The following is a 24,393-nucleotide window of genomic DNA, read 5'->3' as shown; positions in this document are numbered from 1 at the left end:
TTACCAGCGGCGCGACGACCGTGACCAGCGGGGCCGTGACCGGCGCGATGACCGGGGCGGCTATCGCGGGGGCGATCGTGAGGGTTTCCGGGGCCGTGATGACCGCGGCAGCGGTTACCAGCGGCGCGACGACCGTGACCAGCGGGGCCGTGACCGGCGCGATGACCGGGGCGGCCGTGGTGGTTTCCGGGGCCGTGATGACCGGGGCGGCGGCTACCGCGACCGGCGTGACGACCGTGGCGGCTACCGGGGCGGCGACGACCGGCGCGGCGGCTACCGCGACCGCCGCGACGACCGCGGGCGCGGGCGCGGGGACGACCGGCGCGGCGGCCGACGTGAGGAGCGGTCCCCCGAGGACATCGCCCCTTCGCTGCCCGAGGAGATCACCTACTCCCAACTCGACCCCGAGATCCGGCGCGACCTGAACTCCCTGCCCAAGACGCTCGCCGAACTCGTCGGCAAGCACATCGTGGCCGCGGGCCTGTTCCTGGACGAGGACCCCGAGCGCGCCTACAAGCACGCCGTCTTCGCCCGCAGGAAGGCCGCACGGGTGCCAGGGGTCCGTGAGGCCTCCGGCGTCGCCGCCTACACCGTCGGCAAGTGGCAGGAAGCCCTCTCCGACCTCCGTGCGGCCCGCAGGATGAGCGGTCGGGACAGCTTCCTCGCCGTCATAGCCGACGCCGAACGCGGTCTGGGCAGACCCGAGCGCGCTCTGGAGGTCGCCGAGGACCCCGCCGCGGCCACCCTGGACACGGCCGACCGCATCGAACTCCGGATCGTGGCCTCCGGCGCCCGCCGGGACATGGGAGACCTCGAAGCCGCCCTGGCCGAACTCCAGGTCCCCGAGCTCAAGGAGCGCCGCGCCCGCCCGTGGGTGGCCCGGCTCTTCTACGCCTACGCCGACGTCCTGGCCGAACTCGGACGCGAGGAGGACGCCCGGGAGTACTTCTCACGGGCCTCCGCGGTCGACCAGGAGGGGGTGACCGACGCCGACGAGCGGCTCGCCGCCATCGAGGGCGTCGAACTCGTCGACGTGGACGGAGACGGCATCGTCTGGACCGACGCCGAGGAGTTCCCGGCCGATGACGAGGAGCGGGACTGACCGGAACGGACCGCACGCCGCCGGGTGGTGACCGGCCCCTCGGCGGCGCCACCGTGCGCCTGGGCGCCCTCCCCGAAGCCCACGACTCCGTCGTCTGCCTGACCTTCCTCGATGGGCGGCCACTGCTCGTGCGCCACAGGGACCGGGGCTGGGAGTTCCCCGGCGGCCACGCCGAACCGGGGGAGGACGTGGCGGACACCGCCCGCCGAGAGGCCTTCGAGGAGGCCGGTGCCACCCTCGACCGCCTCCGGGTCGCGGGCCACTACGTCCTCGCCGGCGGCCACGTCACCGTGGTCACCCACGCCCGGGTCACCGCTCTGTCCCCGCTGAGCGGGGACTTCGAGACGGTGGACGTGCGCGCGTTCGACGCGTTGCCCGAGGGAGACCTGTCCTGGTCGGACGGCCTGTACGCGCACCTGCTCCGGGAACTCGGGCTTCCCGGAGCGCCCTGAGGCGGTACGCCTCAGGACCCCTCGGCCGCCTTCTTCGCCTCGGCCTGCTCCCGGGCGAGGCGGTCCAGCCAGTGCACGATGCCGGACACGTTGGACTCGGGCCCCGAGAGCACGTCCATGACTTGGGCCGACTCCTCCGAGGCCTCCGCAGGGCGCCGCCCGTACCGGGAGACCACCTTGTCGCGGACCATGGCGACCGCGTGGTCCAGGTCCCCGTCCGTGCCACGGGCCTCGCGTACGGTCTCCACCCACAGCCGCAGTTCGGACTCGGACCGGTCGATGGTCTCGGCCACCGTGTCCACCGCGCCGAAGTGGGAGAACATGAGCCGCTGCGCGTCGATGTCCCCGAACAGCCGCAGTGTGCGCAGGCACGCGTCCATGTCGAAGTCCGGCGGCGGGGTCGCGGGGCGCAGGTCGCCGGTGCGCGGGTTGTACACGCCCAGGGCGTCACCGACGTACAGGTCGCCCGTGGCCGTGTCCACCAGCCCCATGTGGTGCTTGGCATGGCCGGGCGCGTAGTGGGACACCAGGCGCCTGCCGCCGCCCAGATCGATCTCGCCCGTCTCGGCCACCGAACGGATCCGGGTCGCCTCGGTCGGGCTCATCCGGCCGAACAGGGTGTCCAGACGGTCGCCCCACACCATCGCCGCGCTGCGCATCAGACGGCCGGGGTCGGCCAGGTGCCGTGCGCCGCGTTCGTGGACGACGATCTCCGCGTTCGGGAACAGCGCCGCCATGTCACCGGTCCCGCCGGCGTGGTCCAGGTGGATGTGGGTCACCACGATGGTGGCCAGATCCTCCGGTGCCAGGCCCAGAGCGGTGATCGCCCGGTGCAGCGTCCGAGCCGACCCCGCGGTTCCCACCTCCACCAGACAGGGCCGTTCGGTGAGGATCAGGTACGCCGACACCACCCCCGGATATCCGGCGAGCATCGTGTCGATGACGAAGATGTCGTCGCCGAGGGAGACGGTCCCCTCCGGCAGGTCGCTCACATCCACCACGGGTGCCACCTCTCAATCACACGGACCCATCCGACTCTAGGGCGTCCGTCCACAGGCGCGAGGAGGGGCCTTGCCGTTCCGGCGCGCGCCGGGGGAGGCTGGATACCAGCGCACACGCTCTCCGTCGCAGTCCTCTCCGCCGTGCCGCGCCGTTCCCCCGCTCCTCCAGGAAGGACGTGCACATGCAGCAGGAGGCCGCCCCCACAGCGCCGGACACCGACCACCGGAACGAGATCACCGTGGCAGGCCGACTCACCGCCGAACCGGTGTTCCGGGTGCTCCCCAGCGGGGACCGCCTGGCCACCTGGCGGGTCTGTGTGGCCCGCACCGCCGCGACCCGCTTCCGGGGCCGTCGCGGCGACTCCATCACCTGTGTCAGCTTCGATCCCCAGGTCCACGACCTGGTCGGCGAGTGGCGGTTGGGCGACGTGGCCCGCATGAGCGGTGCGCTGCGACGGCGCACCTGGCGGGCCCCCGGCGGTGTGCGCAGTGTGTACGAGGTGGAGGTGCGCACCGCCGCCCGGTTGCGGAGGAGGGAGAACCGGTGACGGCCTCACCAGCCCAGCCGGGCCAGTGCCGTGCGCGCGTCCGGCCCCGCCGGATCGACCGACCCGTCCGACCACACGGCCGAGCACAGCGCGCGCAGCCCGTCCAGGCGGTCCCCGGAGCCCTCAAGGCGCAGGTCCGCGCCCTCGACGGCCACCGTCCACCCGCCGCAGCGCGTCCGCGGCCCCTCCGCGGTCACCGGAGGGTGGGTCTGGTTCATACCCGACACATCCCAGGCGAGGTAGCGGGGACGCCGGTGCTCCGGCGCGCACAGGGCGTCCAGCGGTGTGGCCACCCCCGACAGCACCAGCAGCCCGTCGGCGCCGTGCGTGGTGGCGCCCTCGATGTCGGTGTCCAGGCGGTCGCCGACGATCAGCGGGTTGCGGGCGCCGGTGCGCAGGATGCCCTCCTCGTGCAGGGGGCGCATGGGTTTGCCCGCCACGATCGGCTCCACCCCGGTGGCGTGGGCGATCACCCGGACGAACGCCCCGTTGGCCGGGGTGATCCCCCACTCGTTGGGGGCGGTGGCGTCGGCGTTGCTCGCCACGTACAGCGCGCCCCGGGAGACGGCGAGCGCGCCCTGGTCGAGCAGGTCGCGGGACAGGGTGCGCGCGTACCCCTGGACGACGGCCACCACGGACCCCGAATCCACGGTCACCGGGCGCAGCCCCCTGCGCCACACCGCCTGGCGCAGTCCGGTGTCGCCCACCACCAGCACCTCCGACCCGGCGGGGAAGCGGTCGCTCACCAGACGCGCGGCGGCCTCGGCCGAGGTCACCACGTCCTCGGGTGCGGCGGCCACACCCAGTTCGGTGAGGTGGTCGGCGATCCGGGCCGGGGTACGCCCGGCGTTGTTGGTCACGAACGCCACCCGTGCGCCCGCCGCACGCGCCTTCCCCACCGCCTCCGGTGCACTCGGCACCGCCCGGGAACCGATGTAGACCACCCCGTCCAGGTCGAGGAGCATCGCGTCGTAGAGCTCCGAGAGCGGACGTTCGGCGGCGAGCAGGGCCATCTCGGGGTACCCGTTCCGTGTGGGTGCGCGGACGTGTCCCAGGTTAGGGCCGACGGGGCGGCGGGGACCTGCGGTCGCCGGTGTGCGCTGTGTCGCACCGGCGCTGCCGGGCGGCCGCTTCCGTGCGTCCCGGGCACCGGGCGCGAAGCGCACCCCGCCCCGGTCGCGGGGCCGCCGGGGCCGGGACCGCGGCCGTCACGGGAGCAGGCGCATGACCAGTCCGGTACGGGGTTTGGGGCCGAACGAGGTGGACTTGCGCGGGGTGAGCTCCCCCCGGTCGGCGACGGCGTACACCTGCTCCACACGCAGTGGGGGCACGATGACGGCGGTCCCGTGCGCCTCCCGGGCGGCCGCCACGGCCTTCGCCGGATCGTCGTGCACCTTCCGCGTCCGGTGCTCGGCGTATCCCCACAGAGGGAGGAGTACATGCTCCAGAACGGCAGTGGGCAGCTCCCGGTAGGTCCGAGACCGGGAGGGGGCGGCCTCGGCCGCCTGCGCCGCGTCCACGTCCCGCACCAGGTGGAAGCGGCCGAGGGGGTCGGCCAGGAGCAGGGCCGGGCGGCCCGCCCCGGCGAGGGCCCGCTCGGCGTCGGGCAGCGAGGCACCGGTGAGCTCCTCGACCCGGGCGGCCGAGCGCGCCGCCTCGACCGCCGCCGCCGTGTCCAGGCCGGGCACGACACGGTGGATGGCTCCCAGGTCGGGCGGGTGGGTGTCGCTGTCCACCAGGTAGGCGAGCCCGTGGTCGCAGCCGGGAGCGCACCCCGATGCGCGCATTTCCTGGTAGGCGGCGTAGCGGTGGTGCCCGTCCGCGATCAGTGCGGTACGCGGGGCCAGGTCGGCGGCGATCTCGGCGTGGACGGCCGGGTCGGTCAGCGCCCACAGCCGGTGCCGGGTCCTGTCCGCGGTGCTGGTGTCGACCAGGGCCCTTCCCAGCCGCTCCGCGTCCTCTGCGGCCCGGGTGGCGGCTCCGCCGCCGCCCGGGTACAGCAGGAAGACCGGTTCGAGGTGGGCTCCCGTGCTGACCGTCAGCCGGAGCCGGTCGAGCACGGGGCCGTGGTCCACCTCCTCGTGCGGCCGGACCGGTCCGTGGGCGGGGGAGGAGGCCGGTGGCAGGGCCAGCGTACCGATCAGTCCGCGCTGGCGGACCCCCGCGGCGGTGGTCTGCTCGTACACGTACAGGGCGGGTTCGGGGTCCCGGGCCAGGATCCCCTGGTCGATCCACGCGCGCAGCCGGGTGGCCGCGCCCTCGTAGACGGCCGGGGAGGTCCGCCCCGCGCCGTCACCGCGCCCCCTCGGGTCCAACTGGTAGGGCACCGTGAGGTGGGCGGCGTTGTGCGGGTCCGAGCGCAGCAGGTCCCGCGCCTCCTCCGGCCCCGGGACGTCGTAGGGGGGAGCGAGGAGGACGGCGGCGTCGAGCTCACCCGAGTCCAGGGCCCGTCCGACGTCCAGGTCCGTGTAGCGCAGCCCCCGGAACGGGGTCAGTGCCAGAGGTGGGCGTGCCATGCCCTGAACGCTACCCGTCTTATCCGCGGGTGCTCCGGCGTTCACGTCGGAGGTGAGCAGGATCCGGTTCGCGCGCTGTGTTCGTGGTCCTGTGCTTTCCGTGTCGCCGGCGGGTGGGAACCGGCCCCGCCGACGTGGTCGCCGCCGGACGGGCGGAGACGTTGAACACCTGCGGAGGCTGTGTGAGGCCGGGAATCCCACGCCCCGGCACCGGCCTGTGAAACAGGGACCGGCTGTCGCCGTGAAACGTTCGGCGCCGCTCGCCCGCAAGGGCGAGTCGGAACGCCCGTCGGTTCACGGCGGGGAGGACGTCAACCCGTCGGCGTGCGCACCCGTGGGAACCCGGAGCGGGTGCGGCGCCCCACCGCGCCGCCCACCCGGCGGGTCACAGCATGCGGCGCATGCGCATCAGGTCGCCGACGCTCGCGTCCACCCGGAGCCGCCGGGTGAGCAGCGCCCCGGCCGCGTCCAACCGGTCCTCGGCCAGTTCCACGAGGTCCCCGCTGGACACCGTGATCCTCACCTGGGCTCGCGGTGCGGGCGTGTCGGCCGGGCGGTGGGTGATGCCGACCAGGCCGTCCACGGTGAGCCGCATGTCGAACACCGCCGACAGGTCCGGGACCGCCACGCTCACCGAACGGTCGCGGATGTGCTTGCGCCGCTCCGCCTCGGACTGGGCGAGGATTCGCTCGTTGAGTTTGGCGATGCCCGCCAGGCACGCCTCGATGTCGTTCATGGCCCCATGATGCCGTCGCCGGTCCCGTGGCCGGGCACCGGCACCCGGGCACCGTCCGTTCGTGGGGCCGGTGCCCGCGCCCCATCGTGTCCGGGCGCGGGCGTCTTGCCGTGGGGAGCGGACGGGCGTATGAACCCGGCCCTGTCCGACGCGCCCCGTCTCCGAGAGGTGGATCGCGGACGCCTGCGGTGCCCGGGACTCGGGCACGGGCGCCCCGGGACCCCCGCAGACGGGGCCTTCGCCTGCGCGGTGGTCCGGCTGTGCCCGAGGGTGGGCGACCCCGTCCGCGGCCGTGGCGCCCGCGCCGCTCCGGCGGGCGGTGCGGCCTCCCGGTTCCCGCGCCATCGGAGCGCGGGCCCCGGTAGCGTGGTGCACGCACCTTTCGCCGTGCGGCCTCCCCCGTCCGTGCGTGCTTTTCCCGTTCCTCCCTCCTGCGGTCCCATCAAGGAGACATTCATGGTCGTCGACGCGGTACGCACCTATCTCGATGCCGCCAGTGGCCTCACCGAACTCTCGCGCAAGGACGCGGTCACGGCGGCCAAGGCCCTGCTCCGCGCGGAGGGGACCGCGGCCCCCGCGCCGACGGAGCACGAGGCCCCGCCCCCCCGGCTCGGCCAGAGCATCCAGGCCCTCGCCGGCGAGCTGATCGAGACCAACCGCTCCAACCGCTCCGCGATCGCCGACCTCGTGCGTGCGGAGGTCGGGCGGCAGTTGGAGCGCATGGACGTCGTCCCCCGCACCGAGCACGACCGCCTGGTGCGCCGCACCGCCGAACTCGAACGCCGTCTGGCCGCCCGGCAGGGCCTGGAGCGCCCCTCGGCGCAGGCGGAGGGCGCCACCGCGTCCGGCGTCCGGCCGGTCCCCTCAGACGGGGGCGCCGCCCCGCTCCCCGCCGGGGAGGCCGCGGGGGCGGAGACCGGCACGGACGGTGCGGAGGCCGAGGAGGAGCCCGACACCGCCGCGATGACCGGGGCGCGGTCGGCCCCGGGCGACGGGGGCGGCGAGGGCGAGGACGGCGACGCCAAGCAGCACACCGCCAAGAAGCCCGCCCCGCGCGCCAAGCCCAGGACCGCGGCCAAGAGCACACCCAAGCCCGCCCGGTCGCGTTCCACGGCCAAGCGCAAGGGACCGGCCAAGAAGTAGGGTCGGTGCGCGGCGCCGACCCGCCCCGCCCCGCGATCCCGCGTGGAGCCGATCCGTTCCGAGGTACCCGCGGGTGGAGCCGCACACCCCGAAGGAGGAGGTCAGGACCATGGAACCCACGGAACAGGCCGCCGCGCTGGCCGAACAGACCCTGGACACCGCACGGGAACGCCTGGCGTCGCTGGAGTCGCTGCCCACGGCCCAGCACGTCGAGGTGTTCGACTCCCTGCACCGGGAGCTGTCCGCCGTCCTCAGGTCACTCGAAGAGAGCACCGGCGGCGACCCGCGGCCGACGCTATTCTAGGTGACCATGGCGAAACGTACCCGTCTCGACGCGGAACTGGTCCGGCGCGGACACGCACGCTCACGCGGCCACGCGGCCGAGATCATCGAGGGCGGGCACGTCCGGGTGGCCGGAATGGTGGCCGCGAAACCCGCGACCCAGGTCGGTACGGACCAGCCCATCGTGGTGCGCGCCCCCTCCGACGGGCCGCCCTACGTCTCCCGGGGCGCGTACAAGCTCATCGGCGCCCTCGACGCGTTCGACCTCGACGTCTCCGGCCGCCACGCCCTCGACGCCGGGGCCTCCACCGGCGGGTTCACCGACGTACTGCTGCGGCGTGAGGCCCTGCGCGTCACCGCGGTCGACGTGGGCTACGGCCAGCTCGCCTGGCCCCTGCGCAGCAACGAGCGCGTGCGCGTCATGGAACGGGTCAACGTGCGCCACCTGACCCCCGAGATGGTCGGTGAGCCGCGGCCCGACCTGGTCGTGGGCGACCTGTCGTTCATCTCCCTGGCCCTGGTCCTCGAACCGCTGCGCGACTGCGCCCTCCCCGGCGCGGACTTCGTGCTCATGGTCAAACCCCAGTTCGAGGTCGGCAAAGACCGTGTCGGAGCGGGCGGTGTGGTCCGCGACCCGGTGCTGCGCGCCGAGGCCGTCACCGGCGTGGCCGCCCGCGCGCTCGGCCTGGGGCTGGGCACCGTGGACGTGGCCGCCAGCCCCCTGCCGGGCCCCTCGGGCAACGTCGAGTACTTCTTGTGGATGCGCGAGGGCGCCCCGCCCCTGGACCCCGGGCGCCTGGCTCGGGTGGTCGAGGAGGGGCCGGGCTGAGCCCCGTGGCACCGTGTCGGCGGTGTCCGATAGCGTGATCCGGCCGGGTCGTCGACCGCACCCGGTCCGCATCCGACTCCCCGCGGGGAGCTGATCACGAGGGGAGGGCGATGACTCGCGAACGCAGCGTCCTCCTGCTGGCGCACACACGCCGGCCCGCGGCGGTGCGCAGCGCGCGCCTGGTGCACGAGCGGCTCACCCGCGCCGGCCTGTCCGTGCGCATGCTCAAGGGCGAGGTCGAGGCGCTGGCCGAGGTCGGCCGCCCCCTGTGGCCGGTGGAGGTCGTCGAACCGGCCGACGCCGCCGACGGTGTGGAACTGGTCATGGTGCTGGGCGGTGACGGCACCCTGCTGCGCGCCGCCGAGATCGCCCGGCCGGCCGGTGCGCCGGTACTCGGGGTGAACCTGGGACACGTGGGCTTCCTCGCCGAGGCCGAGCGCGAGGACCTCGGCGCGACGGTGCACAGCGTGGTCGACCGCGACTACGGCGTCGAGGAGCGCATGACCCTGGACGTGGCGGTGTTCAACGGCGGTCGCGGCGACGGCGCGCCGCCGGTGCGCACCTGGGCGCTCAACGAGGCCACCCTGGAGAAGGGTGAGGCCCGGCGCATCATCGAGGCCGTCCTGGAGATCGACGGCCGCCCGCTGTCCCGTTGGACCTGCGACGGTGTGGTATGCGCCACACCCACCGGATCCACCGCGCACGCCTTCTCCGCGGGCGGCCCCGTGGTCTGGCCCGACGTCGACGCGATCCTCGTCGTGCCGCTGAGCGCGCACGCCCTGTTCGCCCGGCCCCTGGTGGTCGGGCCGAAGGCCACGGTGGCGCTGGAGGTGCTCCCCGATACGGCACCGGGCGTGCTCTGGTGTGATGGACGGCGTATGGTCGAATTGCCTGCAGGGGCACGAATCGAGATCACCCGTGCCGACACACCGGTCCGGCTGGCCCGGCTGCACCGGGCGCCGTTCACCGATCGGCTGGTGGCCAAGTTCGGCCTACCGGTCGCGGGCTGGCGCGGGCGGGTCGACAACGACCACTGACCGGGGCGCGGTTCCCGACGCGACGCGCGGGTCCGGACATGAACGCACTGGCGTCAACCACAGGAGAGGGATCGGTGCTCGAGGAAGTCCGTATCCAGGGACTCGGTGTCATTGACGACGCCGTTCTGGAACTGTCACCGGGTCTGACCGTCGTCACGGGTGAGACCGGCGCGGGAAAGACCATGGTCGTCACCGGGCTCGGACTGCTCTTCGGTGGGCGTGCCGACCCGCAGCGCGTGCGCCCCGGTGCGCCGCGCGCCGTGGTCGAGGGCCGCCTGACGATCCCCCAGGAGGGCCGGGTGGCCTCGCGCGTGCGGGAGGCCGGGGGCGAGATCGATGACGACGACGTCCTCATCCTCACCCGCGCGGTGTCGGCCGAGGGGCGTTCGCGGGCGACGATGGGCGGCCGCTCCTCCCCGGTGAGCCTGCTCGCCTACCTCGCCGACGACCTGGTCGCCGTGCACGGCCAGTCCGACCAGCAGCGCCTGCTGCGCGCCGAGCGCCAGCGCTCGTCCCTGGACCGCTTCGCGGGCCCCGACCTGGCCCGCGTGGCGAAGCAGTACACGGTGGCCTACCGGCGCCACCGCGAGGTGTCGGCGGAGCTGGAGACGCTGGTCGAGCGGGCGCGCGAGCGCGCCCAGGAGGCCGACATGCTCCGCTTCGGGGTCGAGGAGATCGCCGAGGCCGAACCGCAGTCCGGCGAGGACGCGGAGCTGCTCGCCGAGGAGACCCGGCTGGCGCACGCCGACGGCCTGCGGGTCGCGGCCACGACCGCGCACGAGGCGCTCGCCGGGGACCCGGCCTCCGACGTCGAGATCGACGTCGTCGGACTGCTGTCCACGGCCCGCCAGGCGGTGTCGTCGGTCAGCGAGCACGACGAGCGGCTCGCCGCGATCGGTGAGCGCCTGGACGAGGCGTCCTACATCCTCACCGACGCCGCCACCGAGCTGGCCTCCTACGGGGAGTCGGTGGATGCCGACCCGGCGCGCCTGGCGGTCGTGCAGGAGCGGCGCGCACTGCTCACCCAGCTCTCGCGCAAGTACGGCCAGAGCGCCGACGACATCCTGGCCTGGGCGGAGAACGCGGCCAAGCGCCTCTCCGAACTGGACGGTGACGACGAGCGGATCGACGCGCTGCGCACCGAGGCCGACGACCTGTACGCCCGGATGGACGAGGCGGCCCGGGAGCTGAGCCGCATCCGCACCGAGGCGGCGGAGCGGTTCGGCGCTGCGGTCACCGAGGAGCTGACCGCCCTGGCCATGCCGCACGCGCGGGTGGTCCTGCGGGTCGAGACCGGTGAGGAGTTCGGGCCGCACGGGCGCGACGAGGTGGAGCTGCTGCTGGCCCCGCACCCGAGCGCCCGGCCGCTGGCCCTGCACAAGGGGGCCTCGGGCGGTGAGCTCTCCCGTGTGATGCTGGCCATCGAGGTGGTCTTCGCCGGCGCCGACCCGGTGCCCACGTTCGTCTTCGACGAGGTCGACGCGGGCGTGGGCGGCAAGGCCGCCGTGGAGATCGGCCGCCGCCTGGCCCGCCTCGCGCGCAGCGCGCAGGTCATCGTCGTCACCCACCTGCCGCAGGTCGCGGCGTTCGCCGACGCCCACCTGGTGGTGGAGAAGTCCACGGACGGCCTGGTCACCGAGAGCGGTGTGGTGCGGCTGGACCGCGCGGGCCGGGTCCGTGAACTCTCGCGGATGCTCGCCGGGCTGGAGGACTCCGAACTGGGGCGCGCACACGCCGAGGAGCTGCTGGGCAACGCCGACCCCGAGCGCGCGTACCCGGCCGGATGAGGGTGTCCGTGCCCCGCGGGGCACGGACACCGCGGCTCGCCGGGGCGGACAGGAGGGCGTGCAGAACACGCCGACCGATCCATCGTTGTGACGCACTGTCGTCGAATTCTGACAGTATGCGATCGATGAAGGTATCGGATGCGCTCAGCGCCACAGTCCTGCGGCTCCGCCGCACCCGGGGGGACGCACCCGCCGGACTGGTCGCGCCCGTACGTTCGGACCGGCGCACCAAGAACCTGACCAAGCGGCTCCGGCCCGGCGACATCGCCGTCATCGACCACGTCGACCTCGACAGGGTCAGCGCCGAGGCCCTCGTCGGATGCGGCGTCTCCGCGGTCCTCAACGTCGCCCGGAGCATCAGCGGCCGGTACCCCAACCAGGGCCCCGAGATGATCGTCTCCGCAGGGATCCCCCTCGTCGACGACGTCGATCCGGAGGTGTTCACCCGGATCCGCGACGGCGAGCGCCTGCGCCTGCTCGGTGGCTCCCTCCTGCGCGGCGACGAGGTCCTCGCGAGCGGCACCCCCCAGAGCGCCGAGACCGTCGGCGCGGCCATGGCCCAGGCGCGCGCCGGACTGGCCACCCAGTTGGAGGCCTTCGCCGCCAACACCATGGCCTACCTCCAGCACGAGCGCGACCTGCTCCTGGACGGTGTCGGGATCCCCGCCATCGGCACCGAGATGGAGGGGCGCCACGTCCTCATCGTGGTGCGCGGCTACCACTACCGCGAGGACATCGCCGCCCTGCGCCCCTACATCCGCGAGTTCCGCCCGGTGATCATCGCCGTCGACGGCGGCGCGGACGCGGTCATGGACGCCGGCTACCGCCCCGACATCATCGTCGGCGACTTCGACTCGGTCTCCGACCGGGCGCTGGGCAGCGGCGCCGAACTGGTCGTGCACGCCTACCGGGACGGCCGGGCCCCGGGCCTGCCCCGGCTCACCGACCTCGGGTACACGGCCGTGGTCTTCCCCGCGACCGGCACCAGCGAGGACGTCGCGATGATGCTCGCCGACGGGGCGGGAGCCGCCCTGATCGTGGCGGTCGGCACACACGCCACCCTGGAGGAGTTCCTCGACAAGGGGCGCTCCGGGATGGCCAGCACCTTCCTCACCCGGCTGCGCGTGGGCGGCAAACTCGTGGACGCCAAGGGGGTCAGTCGCCTCTACCGGTCGCGGATCTCCCCGTGGGCGCTGCTGGGCCTGGTCGCCGCGTGCCTTCTCACCATCGTCGTCGCCGCCTACAGTTCTCCGGCGGGGCAGGTCTACCTCACGTTCCTGGCGGCGCGGTGGGACGCTTTCTCCTATTGGCTGACGGGGCTGCTCACGTGATCGACTTCCGCTACCACCTGGTGTCCATCGTCGCGGTCTTCCTAGCCCTGACCGTGGGAATCGTGCTGGGCACCACGATGCTCCAGGATCCCCTGCTCGACACCCTCCAGGCGGAGACGGCCGACCTGCGCGTCCAGAGCGAGGAGCTGCGCGTCCAGCGCGACGCGGCCGACCGGGTCGCGCTGGGCGCCGACCAACTGGCCGAGGCCCTGTCCGGGGACGTGCTCGGCCGCCGCCTGGACGGCCTGGGCGTGGCCGTGGTGGCGGCCCCCGGCGCCGACGTGGACGTGGTCGCCGCCCTGGCCGACCGTGTGGCGGAGGCCGACGGCGAGATCGTGGGGCGGATCGACCTCACCCCGGACCTGGTGGAGCACGGCAGCGCCTCCTTCGTCGCCGCGGTCGCGCGCCGGGCCTCCGGCGCCTCCGAACAGCTTTCGGGGACCGCCTACGAGCAGGCCGGAACCGCGCTCGGCCGGGCCCTGGCCGACGTCGGGAAGGGCGGCGGTGGAACCGGCGGCACGGACGGGGACGAGGAGGCCGGCGGTGCGTCCGACGGTGTGTCCGACGGCCCCTCCGCGCCCGGACCCGAGGAGAGCGGAGAGCCCCGGGAGGCCGACGGTGCCGCCGCGGTACGGGCCGCCCGGGCGCGGGCCGGCGCCGTCCTGGACGACTTCGCCGAGAGCGGCCTGATCGCCCTCCACGGTGAGCCGGCCGGTGCCGCCGACACGGTGGTCGTGGTGGCGCCCGCGGCCCCGCTCTTCGGCTCCGACGGGGACTCCGAGGCCGTCACCGCCGCCCTGGCCTCGTTCGTCGCCTCCATGGGCGGCCAGGTCGGCCCCACGGTCCTGGCCGGGGACGCCGCATCCGCGCAGCCCGGCGGCCTGATCGCCCGCGCGCGCTCCCAGGAGTCGGGTCTGGCCACGGTCGACCTGGCGGGGCGCCCCGTGGGCGACGTCATCACCGTCCTGGCCCTGGCCGACGCACTGGAGGGCGCACCCGGCGCCTACGGAGTGGGGGAGGGCGCGGCGGGGTTCGCCCCCGTGCCGCTGCCCGGCCCCCGGCCACGGCCCGTCGTGGAGCCCTCCGCCGCGCCGTCGGCCGGTGCCGCGACCGCCGGCGGGCTCGCCGACGGCACCGTCGCCCAGGCCTCCGGCGTCCCCGACGACACGCCCCGGGCCGTGGAGGAGGGGGAGTGAGGGACATGGCGGGCCCGGTCCAGGGCCTGGTCGGAGCCGCCCTGGGGGCCGCCGCCGCCCGCTGCGCCTACACCCTGCTCACCCGCCGGGGCGCCGGCCCCGCACCGGACGGCGCCCGGACGTGGCGGCGGACCAACTACCGGGGACGCGTCGTCACCCTGCACCAGGGCCCGGCCCTGGCGTCGGGGGTGTGCGTGGCCAGCCTCCTCGCCCCCGGCCTGACACCGCGCGTGCGCGCCGCGTGCGCGCTGGCGGCGGCGGGTGCCGCCGGGTTCGGGGCCTATGACGACCTGTCCGGATCGGCCGACGCCCGAGGACTCCGCGGACACCTGGGCGCGCTCGCGCGCGGCCGGGTGACCACCGGCCTGGTCAAGATGGCCGGGATCGGCGCCACCGGCGTCGCCGCCGCCTCCCTGCTGCGCCGCCCCGCCGCGGAGACCATCATGGACGGTGTGCTCATCGCGGCCGGCGCCAACCTGGTCAACCTGTTCGACCTGCGCCCGGGGCGCGCGGCCAAGGTCTGCCTGCTCGCCGCGGCCCCCCTGCTGGCCTCCCCGGCGGCGCCGGCCGCAGGGCCGGCGGTGGGCGCCGCGGTCGCGCTGCTCCCCGACGACCTGGCCGAGCGCTCCATGCTCGGCGACGCGGGCGCCAACGCGCTCGGCGCCGCGCTGGGCGCCGCCGCCGTCGCACGGGCGCCGCGGCCCGTCCGCGGGGCGGTGCTCGCGGCGGTGCTGGCCCTGACCCTGGCCAGTGAGCGCACCAGTTTCTCGCGGGTCATCGAACGGGTCCCCCTGCTGCGCCGGCTCGACCGATGGGGCAGGTGTGCGTGAAGCGGGGCCCGGCCCCTTCCCGGGCCGCGGCGTGACACGCGGTGTCGGTACGGCGGCGGCCGTCGTCGCGGTGGCCACCGCGGGGGCCCGCCTGGCCGGGTTCGGCCGCACGGTGGTGTTCTCCCAGACGGTCGGCGACACCTGCCTGGGCACCGCCTACGTGACCGCCAACCAGATACCCGCGGTGCTGTTCGAGGTCGCCGTCGGCGGAGCGCTGACGGCCATGGTGGTACCGGTCCTGGCCCCGGCCGTCGGAGGCGGGGACCGCGCGCTGGTCAGACACACCGCGTCGGCGCTGGTCACGTGGGTCCTGCTGCTGTCGGTGGCCCTCTCCGCCCTGCTCGCCCTGGCCGCGGTACCCGTGACGGCGCTCATCCTGGGCGACGTGGCCGGGTGCGACCGTGCCGCGCTGCTCCCGCTCGCCGCGCGCATGCTCGTCCTGTTCTCCCCCCAGGTCCTCTTCTACGGTCTGGCGGCGGTCCTGTACGGCCTCTTGCAGGCGCACAGCCGCTTCCTCCCGCCGGCCCTGGCGCCGCTGGTCTCCAGCCTCGTGGTGGCCACCGCCTACCTCGCCTTCGTCCCCCTGGGGCAGGGGCACCTCCAGGACGTCGCGCGGCTGCCCCGGGCCGCGGAGCTCACGCTCTCGCTGGGCACCACCGCGGGCGTGGCCGCACTGCTGCTGACCGTCCTGGGGCCCGCGGCCGGGCTGCGGGTGCGGCTGCGCCCGCGCCTGACCTTCCCGCCGGGGGTGGGGGCGCGTGTGCGGTCCCTGGCCGTGGCCTCCCTGCTTCCGCTGGCGGCCATGCAGGTGTGCCTGCTCTTGTTCGTCGCCCTGGCCAACCACGGGGGCGGGGCGGGCGCGGCCGTGCTCAACACCTACGCCTGGGCCCTGTTCACCCTGCCCTACGGGGTCATCGCCGTGCCGATCGCCACCAGCGCGTTCACGGCTCTGGCCGTGGCCCACGCCGAGCACGACCACGGCGGTTTCGCCGCCCTGGTCTCCGGCGCCTCGCGGATGACCGTCGTGGCCGCGGCCGCCGTGGCCACGGCCCTGGCGGGCGCCGCCGCTCCGGTGGCGGCGGTCCTGGCCCGGCACGAGCCCCAGGAACTGGAGCGGGCGCTGGTCGCCTACGCACCCGGGGTGGTGGGGTTCGGGCTCGCGGCCGTGCTCGGCCGCGCCCTGTACGCCTCCCACCGCGGCCGCGGGGCGGCCGCGGCCCAGGTGGCGGGGTGGCTGGCGGTGATGGTGTGCGCGGTGCTCCTGGTGCGGATCCTGCCGCCGGAGTGGGCCGTCACCGGGCTGGGGGCGGCGACCACGGTCGGTCTGACGCTCGCGGCCGCCGCGCTGTGCGCGGGCGTGGCCGGATCGCACGGGCGCGCGGCACTGAGCGGCCTGGGCAGGTCCGTGGCGGCGGCGCTGGTCGGCGGGGCCGCGGGGTGGGTTGCGGGCCGTGCCGTGGCGGCGGCGGTGCCCGTCGACGGCGTGTGGTCGGCGGTCGGCGCCGCGGTGGCGTCGTGCGCTGCGTCGGTGCCGGTGTTCGCACTCGTGGCGGGGCTGGTGGACCCGGCCACGCCGCGTGTGCTCAGGGCGCGTCTGAGAACCGCAGGGGAAAGCAGAGAGGGCGGACGGTGAACCACAGGATCGCGTTGGTGATGGGTACCAGTACCGGAGGGGTCGGCCGGCACGTCCGCTCCCTGGCCGAGGGGTTGCGCCGCGGCGGGTACCGGGTGGCGGTGATCGGCCCGGAGGCGGCCGACCGGGCGTTCGGCTTCACAGCGGCCGGATTGAGGTTCGCGCCCGTGCCGATCGGCGCCGCACCCTCCCTGGGGGACCCGGGCGCCGTCCTGCGGCTGGGCCTGCTGACGCGCGGAGCGGACGTCGTCCACGCGCACGGGATGCGGGCGGGCGCCCTGTGCGCGCTGGCCGGGGCCTCGCCCCTGGTGGTGACGGCGCACAACGCGCCTCCCTCGGCCGAGGGCCCGCTGGCTCTGGCCTACCCCGCTCTGGAGCGGATCGTGGCCTGGCGCGCGGCGGCGGTCCTGGGGGTGTCGGACGATCTGGTGCGGCGGCTGCGCGCGGCCGGTGCGCGCGGTGCGGGGGCCGCGGTCGTGGCGGCTCCGCCGGTCGGGGCTCCGTGTGAGGGACGTGAGGCCACCCGCGCCGACCTGGCGGTCCTACCGGAGCGGCCACTGGTGCTCACCGTCGGGCGCCTCGCCGAGCAGAAGGGGCTGGACACACTGCTGGCCGCGGCTCCGGCGATCGCCGACCGCAGCCCCGAACCGGTGGTCGCGATCGCGGGGGACGGGCCCCTCTGGGGGGCGCTGCACGACACCGCCGCCGAACTCCGTGCCGACGTGCGCATGCTGGGGCACCGCTCGGACGTGGCCGACCTGCTGGCCGCGGCGGACGTGTTCTGCCTGCCCAGCCGGTGGGAGGGGCCGGCCCTGGTGGTCATGGAGGCGCTGCGCGCCGGGCTGCCGGTGGTGGCCACCCGGGTGGGCGGCATCCCCGACCTGTGCGCGGGCGCGGCGCTGATGGTGCCGCCGGAGGACCCGCGGGCCCTGGCCGCGGCGGTCGGGAGGGTACTCGACGACCCCGTCCTGGCTGGGCAGATGCGGGCCCGGTCGACCGCGGCGGCGGGGAAGCTGCCCACGGAGGAGGACGCGGTGGAGGCGGCCGCGGCCGTGTACCGCACGGTGGTGCGCGGCTGAGCCGGCGCCGGGGGAGGGACGTTCCCCCGCGTGTGTCCGACGACTCATTCGGCCGGGTTGCGGTATACGCGACCGCGCGCACCCGGTAGCGTTGGAGGGCACGTGAGGGGAGTATCCCTTTCGCGGCGGTGCCGTCATCACGGAACGCGGTCCGAGGCCGTGTTCCCGGTTCCGTCGGCCCGTGAGCCGGTCGCGGCACGGGCGGGAGAGACCTCCGGTGATTCGCCGTGCGCGCGAGAGCGCTCGCGCGCACCTGACCGGAGGAGAACCCCGCCGTGAACGTCCCCCTGTGGGTATGGGCCGCCACCATCGGTGCCATGGTCGCCATCCTGGTGATCGACCTGGCCATCGTCGACCACCCCTGGAGCAAGAAGAGCGGCCCCAAGGAGTTCGGGGTCCGCCAGGCCGCCTGGTGGGCGGTCTTCTACATCGGCATCGCCATCGTGTTCGGCTTCGGGGTGATGTACTTCGGCGGCACGACGGCGGGCGCGGAGTACTTCGCCGGGTTCGTCACCGAGAAGAGCCTGAGCGTCGACAACCTCTTCGTGTTCTACCTCCTGATGGGGGCCTTCGCCGTCCCCAGGCAGTACCAGCACGAGGTGCTGCTCGTCGGCATCGTCATCGCGCTCGTCATGCGCGGCTTCTTCATCGTCCTGGGCGCGCAGGTGATCAACGCCTGGAGCGAGGTCTTCTACCTGTTCGGCGCCTTCCTGATCTACACCGGATACAAGATCGTCCGGGACCACGTCAAGGGCGAGGACGAGAACCAGGACTTCAGCGAGAACCCGGCTGTGCGCCTGGTCAAGCGCTTCTGGCCCGTCACCGACGACTACCACGGCGCCCACATGACCGTGAGGATCGACGGCAAGCGGCACGTGACCCCGATGCTGCTGGTGATCATCGCCATCGGCGTCGTCGACCTCGTCTTCGCCGTCGACTCCATCCCGGCGATCTTTGGCCTCACCCAGGACGCCTACATCGTCTTCACCGCCAACGCCTTCGCGCTGCTGGGTCTGAGGCAGCTCTACTTCCTGCTGGCCGGGCTCATGGACAAGCTCGCCTACATCAGTTGGGGCCTGTCCGCGATCATGCTCTTCATCGGCGTGAAGATGATCCTGCACGCCCTCCACGAGAACGGCGTGCACGCCCCCGAGATCGGTATCGGCGCATCCCTGACGGTGATCGTGGGCGTCATGGCGGTCACCATCGTCGCCAGCCTGGTCAAGGCGCGTATCGACGACCGGCGCCGCAGGGCCGCCGTTTCCGGCGCGCAGGAGGACTCCTCGGCCGAGCGCTCCTGAGCCGGCGCGGCCCGGCAGAGGGGCAGGGTTCCGCGTGACGGCCGTACTCGAACGCGTGTTCGTCTATAGTGGTGGTGTCCCGGCGCTCCGGGACACCACCGCTTTCCCGATACGGGGGAAAGCGCCGTCGGCGGTCGTTAGTCTGGGCGGACGGGTCGGGGTGCACCTCTTCCGCACCGCCCCGCGCGGCCCCGGCCGCCGGCCCGCACCCCACGCCGTACCGTGCAGTCCGCAGGCGGGTCGGTCGACGCCGCGCGACGAGGCCCGCGTCCTGTGTGCCCGAGCCGAAGGATGTCTCACTCGATGGTCGAACAACTGGTGGTCCGCGGAGCCCGCGAGCACAACCTCAAGGACGTCTCGCTGGACCTGCCGCGCGACGCCATGATCGTGTTCACGGGGCTGTCCGGCTCTGGCAAGTCCTCGCTCGCCTTCGACACGATCTTCGCCGAGGGACAGCGCCGCTACGTCGAGTCCCTGTCGGCCTACGCCCGCCAGTTCCTGGGGCAGATGGACAAGCCGGACGTCGACTTCATCGAGGGCCTCTCGCCCGCGGTCTCCATCGACCAGAAGTCGACCAGCCGCAACCCGCGCTCGACCGTCGGCACCATCACCGAGGTCTACGACTACCTGCGCCTGCTGTGGGCGCGGGTGGGCGTGCCGCACTGCCCCGAGTGCGGCCGCGAGATCGCCGAGCAGACACCGCAGCAGATCGTGGACCGGGTCATGGAGATGGCTGAGGGCACGCGCTTTCAGGTGCTGGCCCCGGTGGTGCGCGGACGCAAGGGCGAGTACGTCGAACTCCTCAAGGACCTCCAGTCCCGGGGGTACACGCGCGCCGTCGTGGACGGCGCCGCCGTCCGCCTCGACGAGGCGCCCAAGCTGGGCCGCTACGACAAGCACGACATCGCCGTCATCGTCGACCGGCTCGCCGTCAAGCCCGCCGCGCACGGGCGCCTCACCGACTCGATCGAGACCGCGCTCAAGCTCGCCGGCGGCACCATCGCCCTGGACTTCGTCGACCTGGACCGCGACGACCCCGAGCGGGAGAAGGTGTTCTCCGAGCACCTGTACTGCCCCTACGACGACCTGTCCTTCGAGCAGCTCGAACCCCGCTCCTTCTCCTTCAACGCCCCCTATGGCGCCTGCCCCGACTGTTCCGGGCTGGGCACCCGCATGGAGGTCGACGCCGACCTGCTGGTCCCCGACCCGGAACGGACCCTGGCCGAGGGCGCCATCGCCCCCTGGTCCGGCGGCTCCACCTCGGAGTACTGGGAGCGCATCCTCACAGCCCTGGGCGAGGCCGTGGGCTTCGATCTGGACACCCCCTGGCAGGACCTGCCCCGCCGTACGCGCAAGGCCATCCTGGAGGGCCACGACACCCAGGTCCACGTCACCTACCGCAACCGCTACGGGCGCAGCCGCTCCTACTACACCGAGTTCCCCGGGGTCGTCCCCTGGGTGCGCAACCGCCACGCCCAGTCGGAGAGCGACACCACCCGTGAGCGCCTCGAAGGCTACATGCGCACCGTGCCCTGCCCCACCTGCGAGGGGACGCGCCTGAAGCCCACCGTGCTCGCCGTGACCGTGGGCGGCAGGTCCATCGCCGAGGTGGCGGACATGCCGCTGAGCGAGAGCGCCGCCTTCCTCGCCGCCTTGGAGCTGTCGGAGCGCGACCTCATCATCGCCGCCCAGGTGCTCAAGGAGATCAACGCCCGCCTTGGCTTCCTGCTCGACGTCGGACTGGACTACCTGAGCCTGTCGCGCTCGGCTGGCTCGCTCTCCGGAGGCGAGGCACAGCGCATCCGGCTCGCCACCCAGATCGGGTCTGGCCTGGTGGGCGTGCTCTACGTCCTGGACGAGCCCTCGATCGGCCTGCACCAGCGCGACAACGCGCGGCTGCTGGAGACCCTCCAGCGCCTGCGCGACATCGGCAACACGCTCATTGTCGTCGAGCACGACGAGGACACCATCCGCGCCGCCGACTGGGTCGTGGACATCGGCCCGGGCGCGGGCGAGCACGGCGGCCACGTCGTGGTGTCGGGCATCGTGGACCAGTTGCTGACCAGCCCGGACTCGATGACCGGCGACTACCTGTCCGGGCGCCGCTCGATCGCGCTGCCGGCGACGCGGCGCCCGACCACCCGCGGGCACGAACTCGTGGTCCGCGGGGCCCGGGAGAACAACCTTGACGGGATCGACGTCACCTTCCCGCTGGGCGTCTTCACCGCCGTCACCGGGGTGTCCGGCTCGGGCAAGTCCACCCTCGTCAACGAGATCCTCTACAAGGCCCTGGCCAAGGAGCTCAACGGCGCGCGCAGCGTCCCCGGCCGCCACCTGCGGGTGAACGGCACGGGGAAGGTCGACAAGGTCGTGCACGTGGACCAGAGCCCGATCGGCCGGACCCCCCGGTCCAACCCGGCCACCTACTCGGGGGTCTTCGACCGCATCCGCAAGCTGTTCGCGCAGACCACCGACGCCAAGGCGCGCGGCTACCAGCAGGGCCGGTTCTCCTTCAACGTCAAGGGCGGCCGCTGCGAGGCGTGCGCGGGCGACGGCACGCTCCGGATCGAGATGCAGTTCCTGCCCGACGTCTACGTCCCCTGCGAGGTGTGCCACGGGGCCCGGTACAACCGCGAGACGCTCCAGGTGCGCTACAAGGGCAAGAGCATCGCCGAGGTGCTGGACATGCCCATCTCCGAGGCGCTGGACTTCTTCGAGCCGATCAACGCCATCCGCCGCCACCTGCAGACCCTCTCCGACGTGGGCCTGGGGTACGTGCGCCTGGGCCAGCCCGCCACCACCCTCTCCGGCGGCGAGGCGCAGCGCGTGAAGCTCGCCGCCGAACTCCAGCGGCGCTCCACCGGCCGCACGGTCTACGTCCTGGACGAGCCCACCACCGGGCTGCACTTCGAGGACATCCGCAGGCTCCTGGAGGTCCTCGACCGGCTGGCCGAGTCCGGGAACACGGTGATCGTCATCGAGCACAACCTCGACGTCATCAAGACCGCCGACCACGTCATCGACATGGGCCCCGAGGGCGGGGCCGGCGGCGGCCGGGTGGTGGCACAGGGGACGCCGGAGGAGGTCGCGGCGGTCGCCGGATCCCACACCGGCCGGTTCCTGGCCAAGGTGCTCTGAGCCGGTGGGAGGGCCGGGGTCGGCGGGTGCGGCGGATACAGTCGCAGGGGAACACGCCCCGACGGCAGCGCAGATCGGACCAGGCCATGAACGCTCCCCCTCCGCAGGGTCCCCAGCACGGCGGCGCCCGGCCCGGCCCGGGTACCGGGCCGCTGGAGGACCCCCGCTACCCCCTGGCGTCCCTGCAAGCCCGCGTGCTGGCACGCGGGATCGACCTCGTCGCCGCGGCCCTGCCGGCGCTGCTGGTCGCCGCCCTGCTCGCCCTGGCCTGGACCGGGCTCCGGGTCCTGGCCGGCGGGAGCCCGTGGGACGCGGAGGGCCGCTACCGGATCATGCTCGGCGTGCTCTTCTTCCTCCTGTACACCGGGTACGAGACGGTCGCCCTGGTCCGCTTCCAGCGGACGTTGGGCAAGCGCTGGGCCGGTCTGCGGGTGGCACCCGCCTCCGGGGAGGGCCGCCTCGGCCCGCTGCCCGTCGCGGCGCTCACCGTCCGCGCCGCGGTGTTCGCCCTGCCCGGTCTGCTTCTCTTCCTTCCCCCGCCGCTGTGGTGGCTGCTGCTGGCCGCCGTGGTCGGGATCACCGGGGGCGCCGCCGCCGGGAACCGCCCGAACCGTCAGGGCGTCCACGACAAGGTGGCCGGGACCGTGGTGCTCGACGTGGGCTGAGCGGTCGCGGGGTCCGGTTCGGGCACCCGCCGACTACTACTACAGTTCGTAGTGTTGTGCGTGTCTGCGCGGATGGGAGCGGTCGTGGGGAGAACGTGTGAGTGCGGGATGAGCAGGCGCCGACTGCTCGGTGCCGCCGGGGCCGCCGCGGCGGTCACGGCCGCTTCCGCCTGCGCGGGAGAGGTGCCCAAGCCCCAGGACGTACGGCGCGGCCAGGTGATCGGACAGACCACCGACGTCCCCGTCGGCACCGGCACCGTCTTCAACAACAGCAAACTCGTCGTCACCCAGCCCGAGGAGGGCGTGTACAAGGCCTTCGGCGCCTCTTGTACACACGGCGGGTGCACCGTGCAGGAGGTGGACGAGGAGGCCATCGGCTGCCTGTGCCACGGCAGCCGGTTCGACATCGTCACCGGAGAGCCCCTCGTCGGCCCGGCCACCGAGCCGCTGGAGCCGTTCACCGTCACCATCGACGGCACCGACATCGTCCTCGACGACTGATCCGCCCCGGCCTTGCACGGACGGAAGGCGGCCCCGGAGCCGCCTTCCCGGGGATCAGTTCTCGCTGCCGTCCGAGATACCGCCGCGCTGGGCGCCCGCACCGCTCGGTTCGCGGGCCGGCCGCCGGAACGCCGACTCGGGGAAGGCGCTGGCGTAGGGCGCCTCCCCGCTCTCGGAGATGAACTCGGTCCGGTGGCGGGGCAGGGACAGGGGGTGGTGCTCGGCCAGCCACGTCACCAGGTGCTCGCGGATCTGGACGGCGAGGTTCCAGTGGGCGCCGGAGTCGGCGACGGTGGCCACCACGCGCACGACGACCTCACCGGTGGGCGTGATGTCGACCACCTGGCAGGACCAGCTCCGCCCGTCCCAGTGCTCGTTGGCGGCGATGAAGCGCCCGGCCTCTTCGCGGACCTGGTCGACGGGCACCTCCCAGTCCAGCGGGAGCCGGACCTGCGTGGTGAGGTCCGTGCCGCTCTTGGTCCAGTTCTCGAAGGCCATGGTGGTGAAGTTGGCCACGGGGACCACCAGGCGGCGCTCGTCCCAGATCTTCACGGTCACGTTGACCAGGCTCAGCTCCTCGATCCGGCCCCACTCGCCCTTGACGACGACCACGTCGCCGATGCGCAGGGCGTCGCTGAAGGCGAGCTGGAGGCCGGCGAACAGGTTGGCCAGGGTGGCCTGGGCGGCCACACCGGCGACGATACCGATGATGCCCGCCGAGGCCAGCAGCCCGGCGCCGAGCGCGCGCACCTCGTCGAAGGTGAACAGGATGGCGGCGATCGCCAGGATCACGATGATCGAGGTGATCACCCTGCGCAGCAGCCGGAGCTGGGTCTGGAGCCGCCTGGCGCGGCGGTCGGCGTCGCCGTTGGAGGCCGAGAGCCGGTCCAGGATCATGTCCGTGGCCGCGTGCGACAGGCTGACGCCCAGCCCCGTCAGGGAGGCGATCATCAGGATGCGCATGGCGTGCTGGATGGTCTGGTAGGTGCTCCAGCCCACCTCGGTGATCTCGGGCATGGCCATGTTCGCGCCGATGACCGTCGCGGCGAAGTACGCCGTGACGGAGGACCTCTCGACGATGAACCGGGCGTGGGGCCAGACCCTGCTGACCTGGCGGTGCAGCAGCCAGTGCGCCAACGCCACGATGAGGAGGGCGACGGCGACGGCGACGCCGATCGCGATCCATTGCTCTGCTGACACGACGGAGAACCCCTAGTCGTTCGGGTCGGAGAGTTCTTCCCGCCCAACGTAGACCATGTCGAGACACGTTCGTGACGTTGGGGGCG

At 73.9% G+C, this 24,393-nt stretch carries 22 protein-coding genes; 17 read left to right on the top strand and 5 right to left on the bottom strand.

The window, feature by feature from the left end:
• Both ACFHWE_RS13905 and ACFHWE_RS13900 read left to right on the top strand, forming a co-directional pair.
• The coding region (locus ACFHWE_RS13905; protein ID WP_416601806.1) for a hypothetical protein at positions 1-1,102 on the top strand (1,102 nt) is incomplete at its 5' end.
• Between the two features lie 53 nt (positions 1,103-1,155).
• A complete protein-coding gene (locus tag ACFHWE_RS13900; RefSeq protein WP_416601804.1) occupies positions 1,156-1,554 on the top strand; it encodes an NUDIX hydrolase in 399 nt (132 codons plus the stop codon).
• A gap of 11 nt (positions 1,555-1,565) precedes the next feature.
• On the opposite strand, the gene ACFHWE_RS13895 is transcribed toward ACFHWE_RS13900, so the two are convergent.
• Positions 1,566-2,555 (bottom strand): MBL fold metallo-hydrolase, encoded by a 990-nt coding sequence (locus tag ACFHWE_RS13895; protein ID WP_416601802.1) that lies wholly within the window; start codon positions 2,553-2,555, stop codon positions 1,566-1,568.
• A gap of 182 nt (positions 2,556-2,737) precedes the next feature.
• On the opposite strand from ACFHWE_RS13895, the gene ACFHWE_RS13890 reads away from it, so the two are divergent.
• Positions 2,738-3,103, top strand: coding sequence for a single-stranded DNA-binding protein (locus tag ACFHWE_RS13890; protein WP_416601800.1), 366 nt, complete (start codon positions 2,738-2,740; stop codon positions 3,101-3,103).
• A 5-nt stretch (positions 3,104-3,108) separates the two neighbouring features.
• Here the strand turns inward: ACFHWE_RS13890 and ACFHWE_RS13885 are convergent, their stop codons facing one another.
• The 3 genes from ACFHWE_RS13885 to ACFHWE_RS13875 all read right to left on the bottom strand — a co-directional run bounded on the left by ACFHWE_RS13885 (position 3,109) and on the right by ACFHWE_RS13875 (position 6,355).
• On the bottom strand, positions 3,109-4,116 hold the full coding sequence (locus tag ACFHWE_RS13885; protein ID WP_416601798.1) for an HAD-IIA family hydrolase: 1,008 nt from the start codon (positions 4,114-4,116) through the stop codon (positions 3,109-3,111).
• Positions 4,117-4,311: 195 nt separating this feature from the next.
• Entirely contained in the window at positions 4,312-5,619 is a 1,308-nt protein-coding gene (locus ACFHWE_RS13880) for a DUF1015 family protein (protein ID WP_416601797.1), read from the bottom strand.
• Between the two features lie 385 nt (positions 5,620-6,004).
• On the bottom strand, positions 6,005-6,355 hold the full coding sequence (locus tag ACFHWE_RS13875; RefSeq protein ID WP_416601795.1) for an SCP2 sterol-binding domain-containing protein: 351 nt from the start codon (positions 6,353-6,355) through the stop codon (positions 6,005-6,007).
• A gap of 456 nt (positions 6,356-6,811) precedes the next feature.
• Here ACFHWE_RS13875 and ACFHWE_RS13870 point away from each other — a divergent pair, with 456 nt between their 5' ends.
• From ACFHWE_RS13870 to ACFHWE_RS13805, 14 genes are all read left to right on the top strand, one after another.
• Positions 6,812-7,498 (top strand): membrane fusogenic activity family protein, encoded by a 687-nt coding sequence (locus ACFHWE_RS13870; RefSeq protein WP_416601793.1) that lies wholly within the window; start codon positions 6,812-6,814, stop codon positions 7,496-7,498.
• A gap of 109 nt (positions 7,499-7,607) precedes the next feature.
• The gene (locus tag ACFHWE_RS13865; RefSeq protein WP_416601791.1) at positions 7,608-7,802 is read left to right on the top strand and encodes a hypothetical protein; all 195 of its coding nucleotides are present in this window, start codon (positions 7,608-7,610) and stop codon (positions 7,800-7,802) included.
• A 6-nt stretch (positions 7,803-7,808) separates the two neighbouring features.
• A complete protein-coding gene (locus ACFHWE_RS13860; RefSeq protein ID WP_416601789.1) occupies positions 7,809-8,609 on the top strand; it encodes a TlyA family RNA methyltransferase in 801 nt (266 codons plus the stop codon).
• A 110-nt stretch (positions 8,610-8,719) separates the two neighbouring features.
• On the top strand, positions 8,720-9,646 hold the full coding sequence (locus ACFHWE_RS13855) for an NAD kinase (RefSeq protein WP_416601787.1): 927 nt from the start codon (positions 8,720-8,722) through the stop codon (positions 9,644-9,646).
• Positions 9,647-9,720: 74 nt separating this feature from the next.
• The gene (recN, locus tag ACFHWE_RS13850) at positions 9,721-11,433 is read left to right on the top strand and encodes a DNA repair protein RecN (protein ID WP_416601785.1); all 1,713 of its coding nucleotides are present in this window, start codon (positions 9,721-9,723) and stop codon (positions 11,431-11,433) included.
• A 125-nt stretch (positions 11,434-11,558) separates the two neighbouring features.
• Positions 11,559-12,764 (top strand): putative cytokinetic ring protein SteA, encoded by a 1,206-nt coding sequence (steA, locus tag ACFHWE_RS13845; protein ID WP_416601783.1) that lies wholly within the window; start codon positions 11,559-11,561, stop codon positions 12,762-12,764.
• A complete protein-coding gene (locus ACFHWE_RS13840; protein ID WP_416601781.1) occupies positions 12,761-13,960 on the top strand; it encodes a copper transporter in 1,200 nt (399 codons plus the stop codon). The genes steA and ACFHWE_RS13840 overlap by 4 nt, the downstream gene beginning before the upstream one ends.
• Positions 13,961-13,965: 5 nt before the next feature.
• Positions 13,966-14,790, top strand: coding sequence for a hypothetical protein (locus ACFHWE_RS13835; RefSeq protein WP_416601820.1), 825 nt, complete (start codon positions 13,966-13,968; stop codon positions 14,788-14,790).
• Positions 14,783-16,423: a murein biosynthesis integral membrane protein MurJ gene (gene murJ / locus ACFHWE_RS13830; RefSeq protein WP_416601779.1), complete on the top strand. Its 1,641-nt coding sequence runs from the start codon at positions 14,783-14,785 to the stop codon at positions 16,421-16,423. Before ACFHWE_RS13835 ends, murJ begins: the two co-directional genes overlap by 8 nt.
• On the top strand, positions 16,420-17,502 hold the full coding sequence (locus tag ACFHWE_RS13825; protein WP_416601778.1) for a glycosyltransferase family 4 protein: 1,083 nt from the start codon (positions 16,420-16,422) through the stop codon (positions 17,500-17,502). Before murJ ends, ACFHWE_RS13825 begins: the two co-directional genes overlap by 4 nt.
• A gap of 275 nt (positions 17,503-17,777) precedes the next feature.
• Positions 17,778-18,803, top strand: coding sequence for a TerC family protein (locus ACFHWE_RS13820; protein WP_416601776.1), 1,026 nt, complete (start codon positions 17,778-17,780; stop codon positions 18,801-18,803).
• Positions 18,804-19,106: 303 nt separating this feature from the next.
• Complete coding sequence (uvrA, locus tag ACFHWE_RS13815; RefSeq protein WP_416601774.1) at positions 19,107-21,941, top strand: excinuclease ABC subunit UvrA; 2,835 nt, start codon at positions 19,107-19,109, stop codon at positions 21,939-21,941.
• A gap of 86 nt (positions 21,942-22,027) precedes the next feature.
• Entirely contained in the window at positions 22,028-22,606 is a 579-nt protein-coding gene (locus ACFHWE_RS13810; RefSeq protein WP_416601772.1) for an RDD family protein, read from the top strand.
• 108 nt (positions 22,607-22,714) lie between these two features.
• Entirely contained in the window at positions 22,715-23,107 is a 393-nt protein-coding gene (locus ACFHWE_RS13805) for a Rieske (2Fe-2S) protein (RefSeq protein WP_416601770.1), read from the top strand.
• A gap of 54 nt (positions 23,108-23,161) precedes the next feature.
• Here the strand turns inward: ACFHWE_RS13805 and ACFHWE_RS13800 are convergent, their stop codons facing one another.
• Positions 23,162-24,307, bottom strand: a complete 1,146-nt coding sequence (locus ACFHWE_RS13800) for a mechanosensitive ion channel family protein (RefSeq protein WP_416601768.1) — start codon at positions 24,305-24,307, stop codon at positions 23,162-23,164.
• Between the last annotated feature and the right edge of the window lie 86 nt (positions 24,308-24,393).

This window comes from Nocardiopsis sp. LOL_012, from assembly GCF_048060475.1.
Taxonomy (GTDB): Bacteria; Actinomycetota; Actinomycetes; order Streptosporangiales; family Streptosporangiaceae; genus Nocardiopsis.
The sequence above is the reverse complement of the archived record's forward strand: the minus strand, read 5'-3'. Positions and strand labels throughout refer to the sequence as shown.

Coding starts and splice junctions, on each gene's coding strand:
- ACFHWE_RS13890 (WP_416601800.1), top strand. CDS start 2,738: ATGCAGCAGGAGGCCGCCCCCACAGCGCCGGACACCGACCACCGGAAC.
- ACFHWE_RS13885 (WP_416601798.1), bottom strand. CDS start 4,116: ATGGCCCTGCTCGCCGCCGAACGTCCGCTCTCGGAGCTCTACGACGCG.
- ACFHWE_RS13880 (WP_416601797.1), bottom strand. CDS start 5,619: ATGGCACGCCCACCTCTGGCACTGACCCCGTTCCGGGGGCTGCGCTAC.
- ACFHWE_RS13875 (WP_416601795.1), bottom strand. CDS start 6,355: ATGAACGACATCGAGGCGTGCCTGGCGGGCATCGCCAAACTCAACGAG.
- ACFHWE_RS13870 (WP_416601793.1), top strand. CDS start 6,812: ATGGTCGTCGACGCGGTACGCACCTATCTCGATGCCGCCAGTGGCCTC.
- ACFHWE_RS13865 (WP_416601791.1), top strand. CDS start 7,608: ATGGAACCCACGGAACAGGCCGCCGCGCTGGCCGAACAGACCCTGGAC.
- ACFHWE_RS13860 (WP_416601789.1), top strand. CDS start 7,809: ATGGCGAAACGTACCCGTCTCGACGCGGAACTGGTCCGGCGCGGACAC.
- ACFHWE_RS13855 (WP_416601787.1), top strand. CDS start 8,720: ATGACTCGCGAACGCAGCGTCCTCCTGCTGGCGCACACACGCCGGCCC.
- steA (WP_416601783.1), top strand. CDS start 11,559: ATGAAGGTATCGGATGCGCTCAGCGCCACAGTCCTGCGGCTCCGCCGC.
- ACFHWE_RS13835 (WP_416601820.1), top strand. CDS start 13,966: ATGGCGGGCCCGGTCCAGGGCCTGGTCGGAGCCGCCCTGGGGGCCGCC.
- uvrA (WP_416601774.1), top strand. CDS start 19,107: ATGGTCGAACAACTGGTGGTCCGCGGAGCCCGCGAGCACAACCTCAAG.
- ACFHWE_RS13810 (WP_416601772.1), top strand. CDS start 22,028: ATGAACGCTCCCCCTCCGCAGGGTCCCCAGCACGGCGGCGCCCGGCCC.
- ACFHWE_RS13805 (WP_416601770.1), top strand. CDS start 22,715: ATGAGCAGGCGCCGACTGCTCGGTGCCGCCGGGGCCGCCGCGGCGGTC.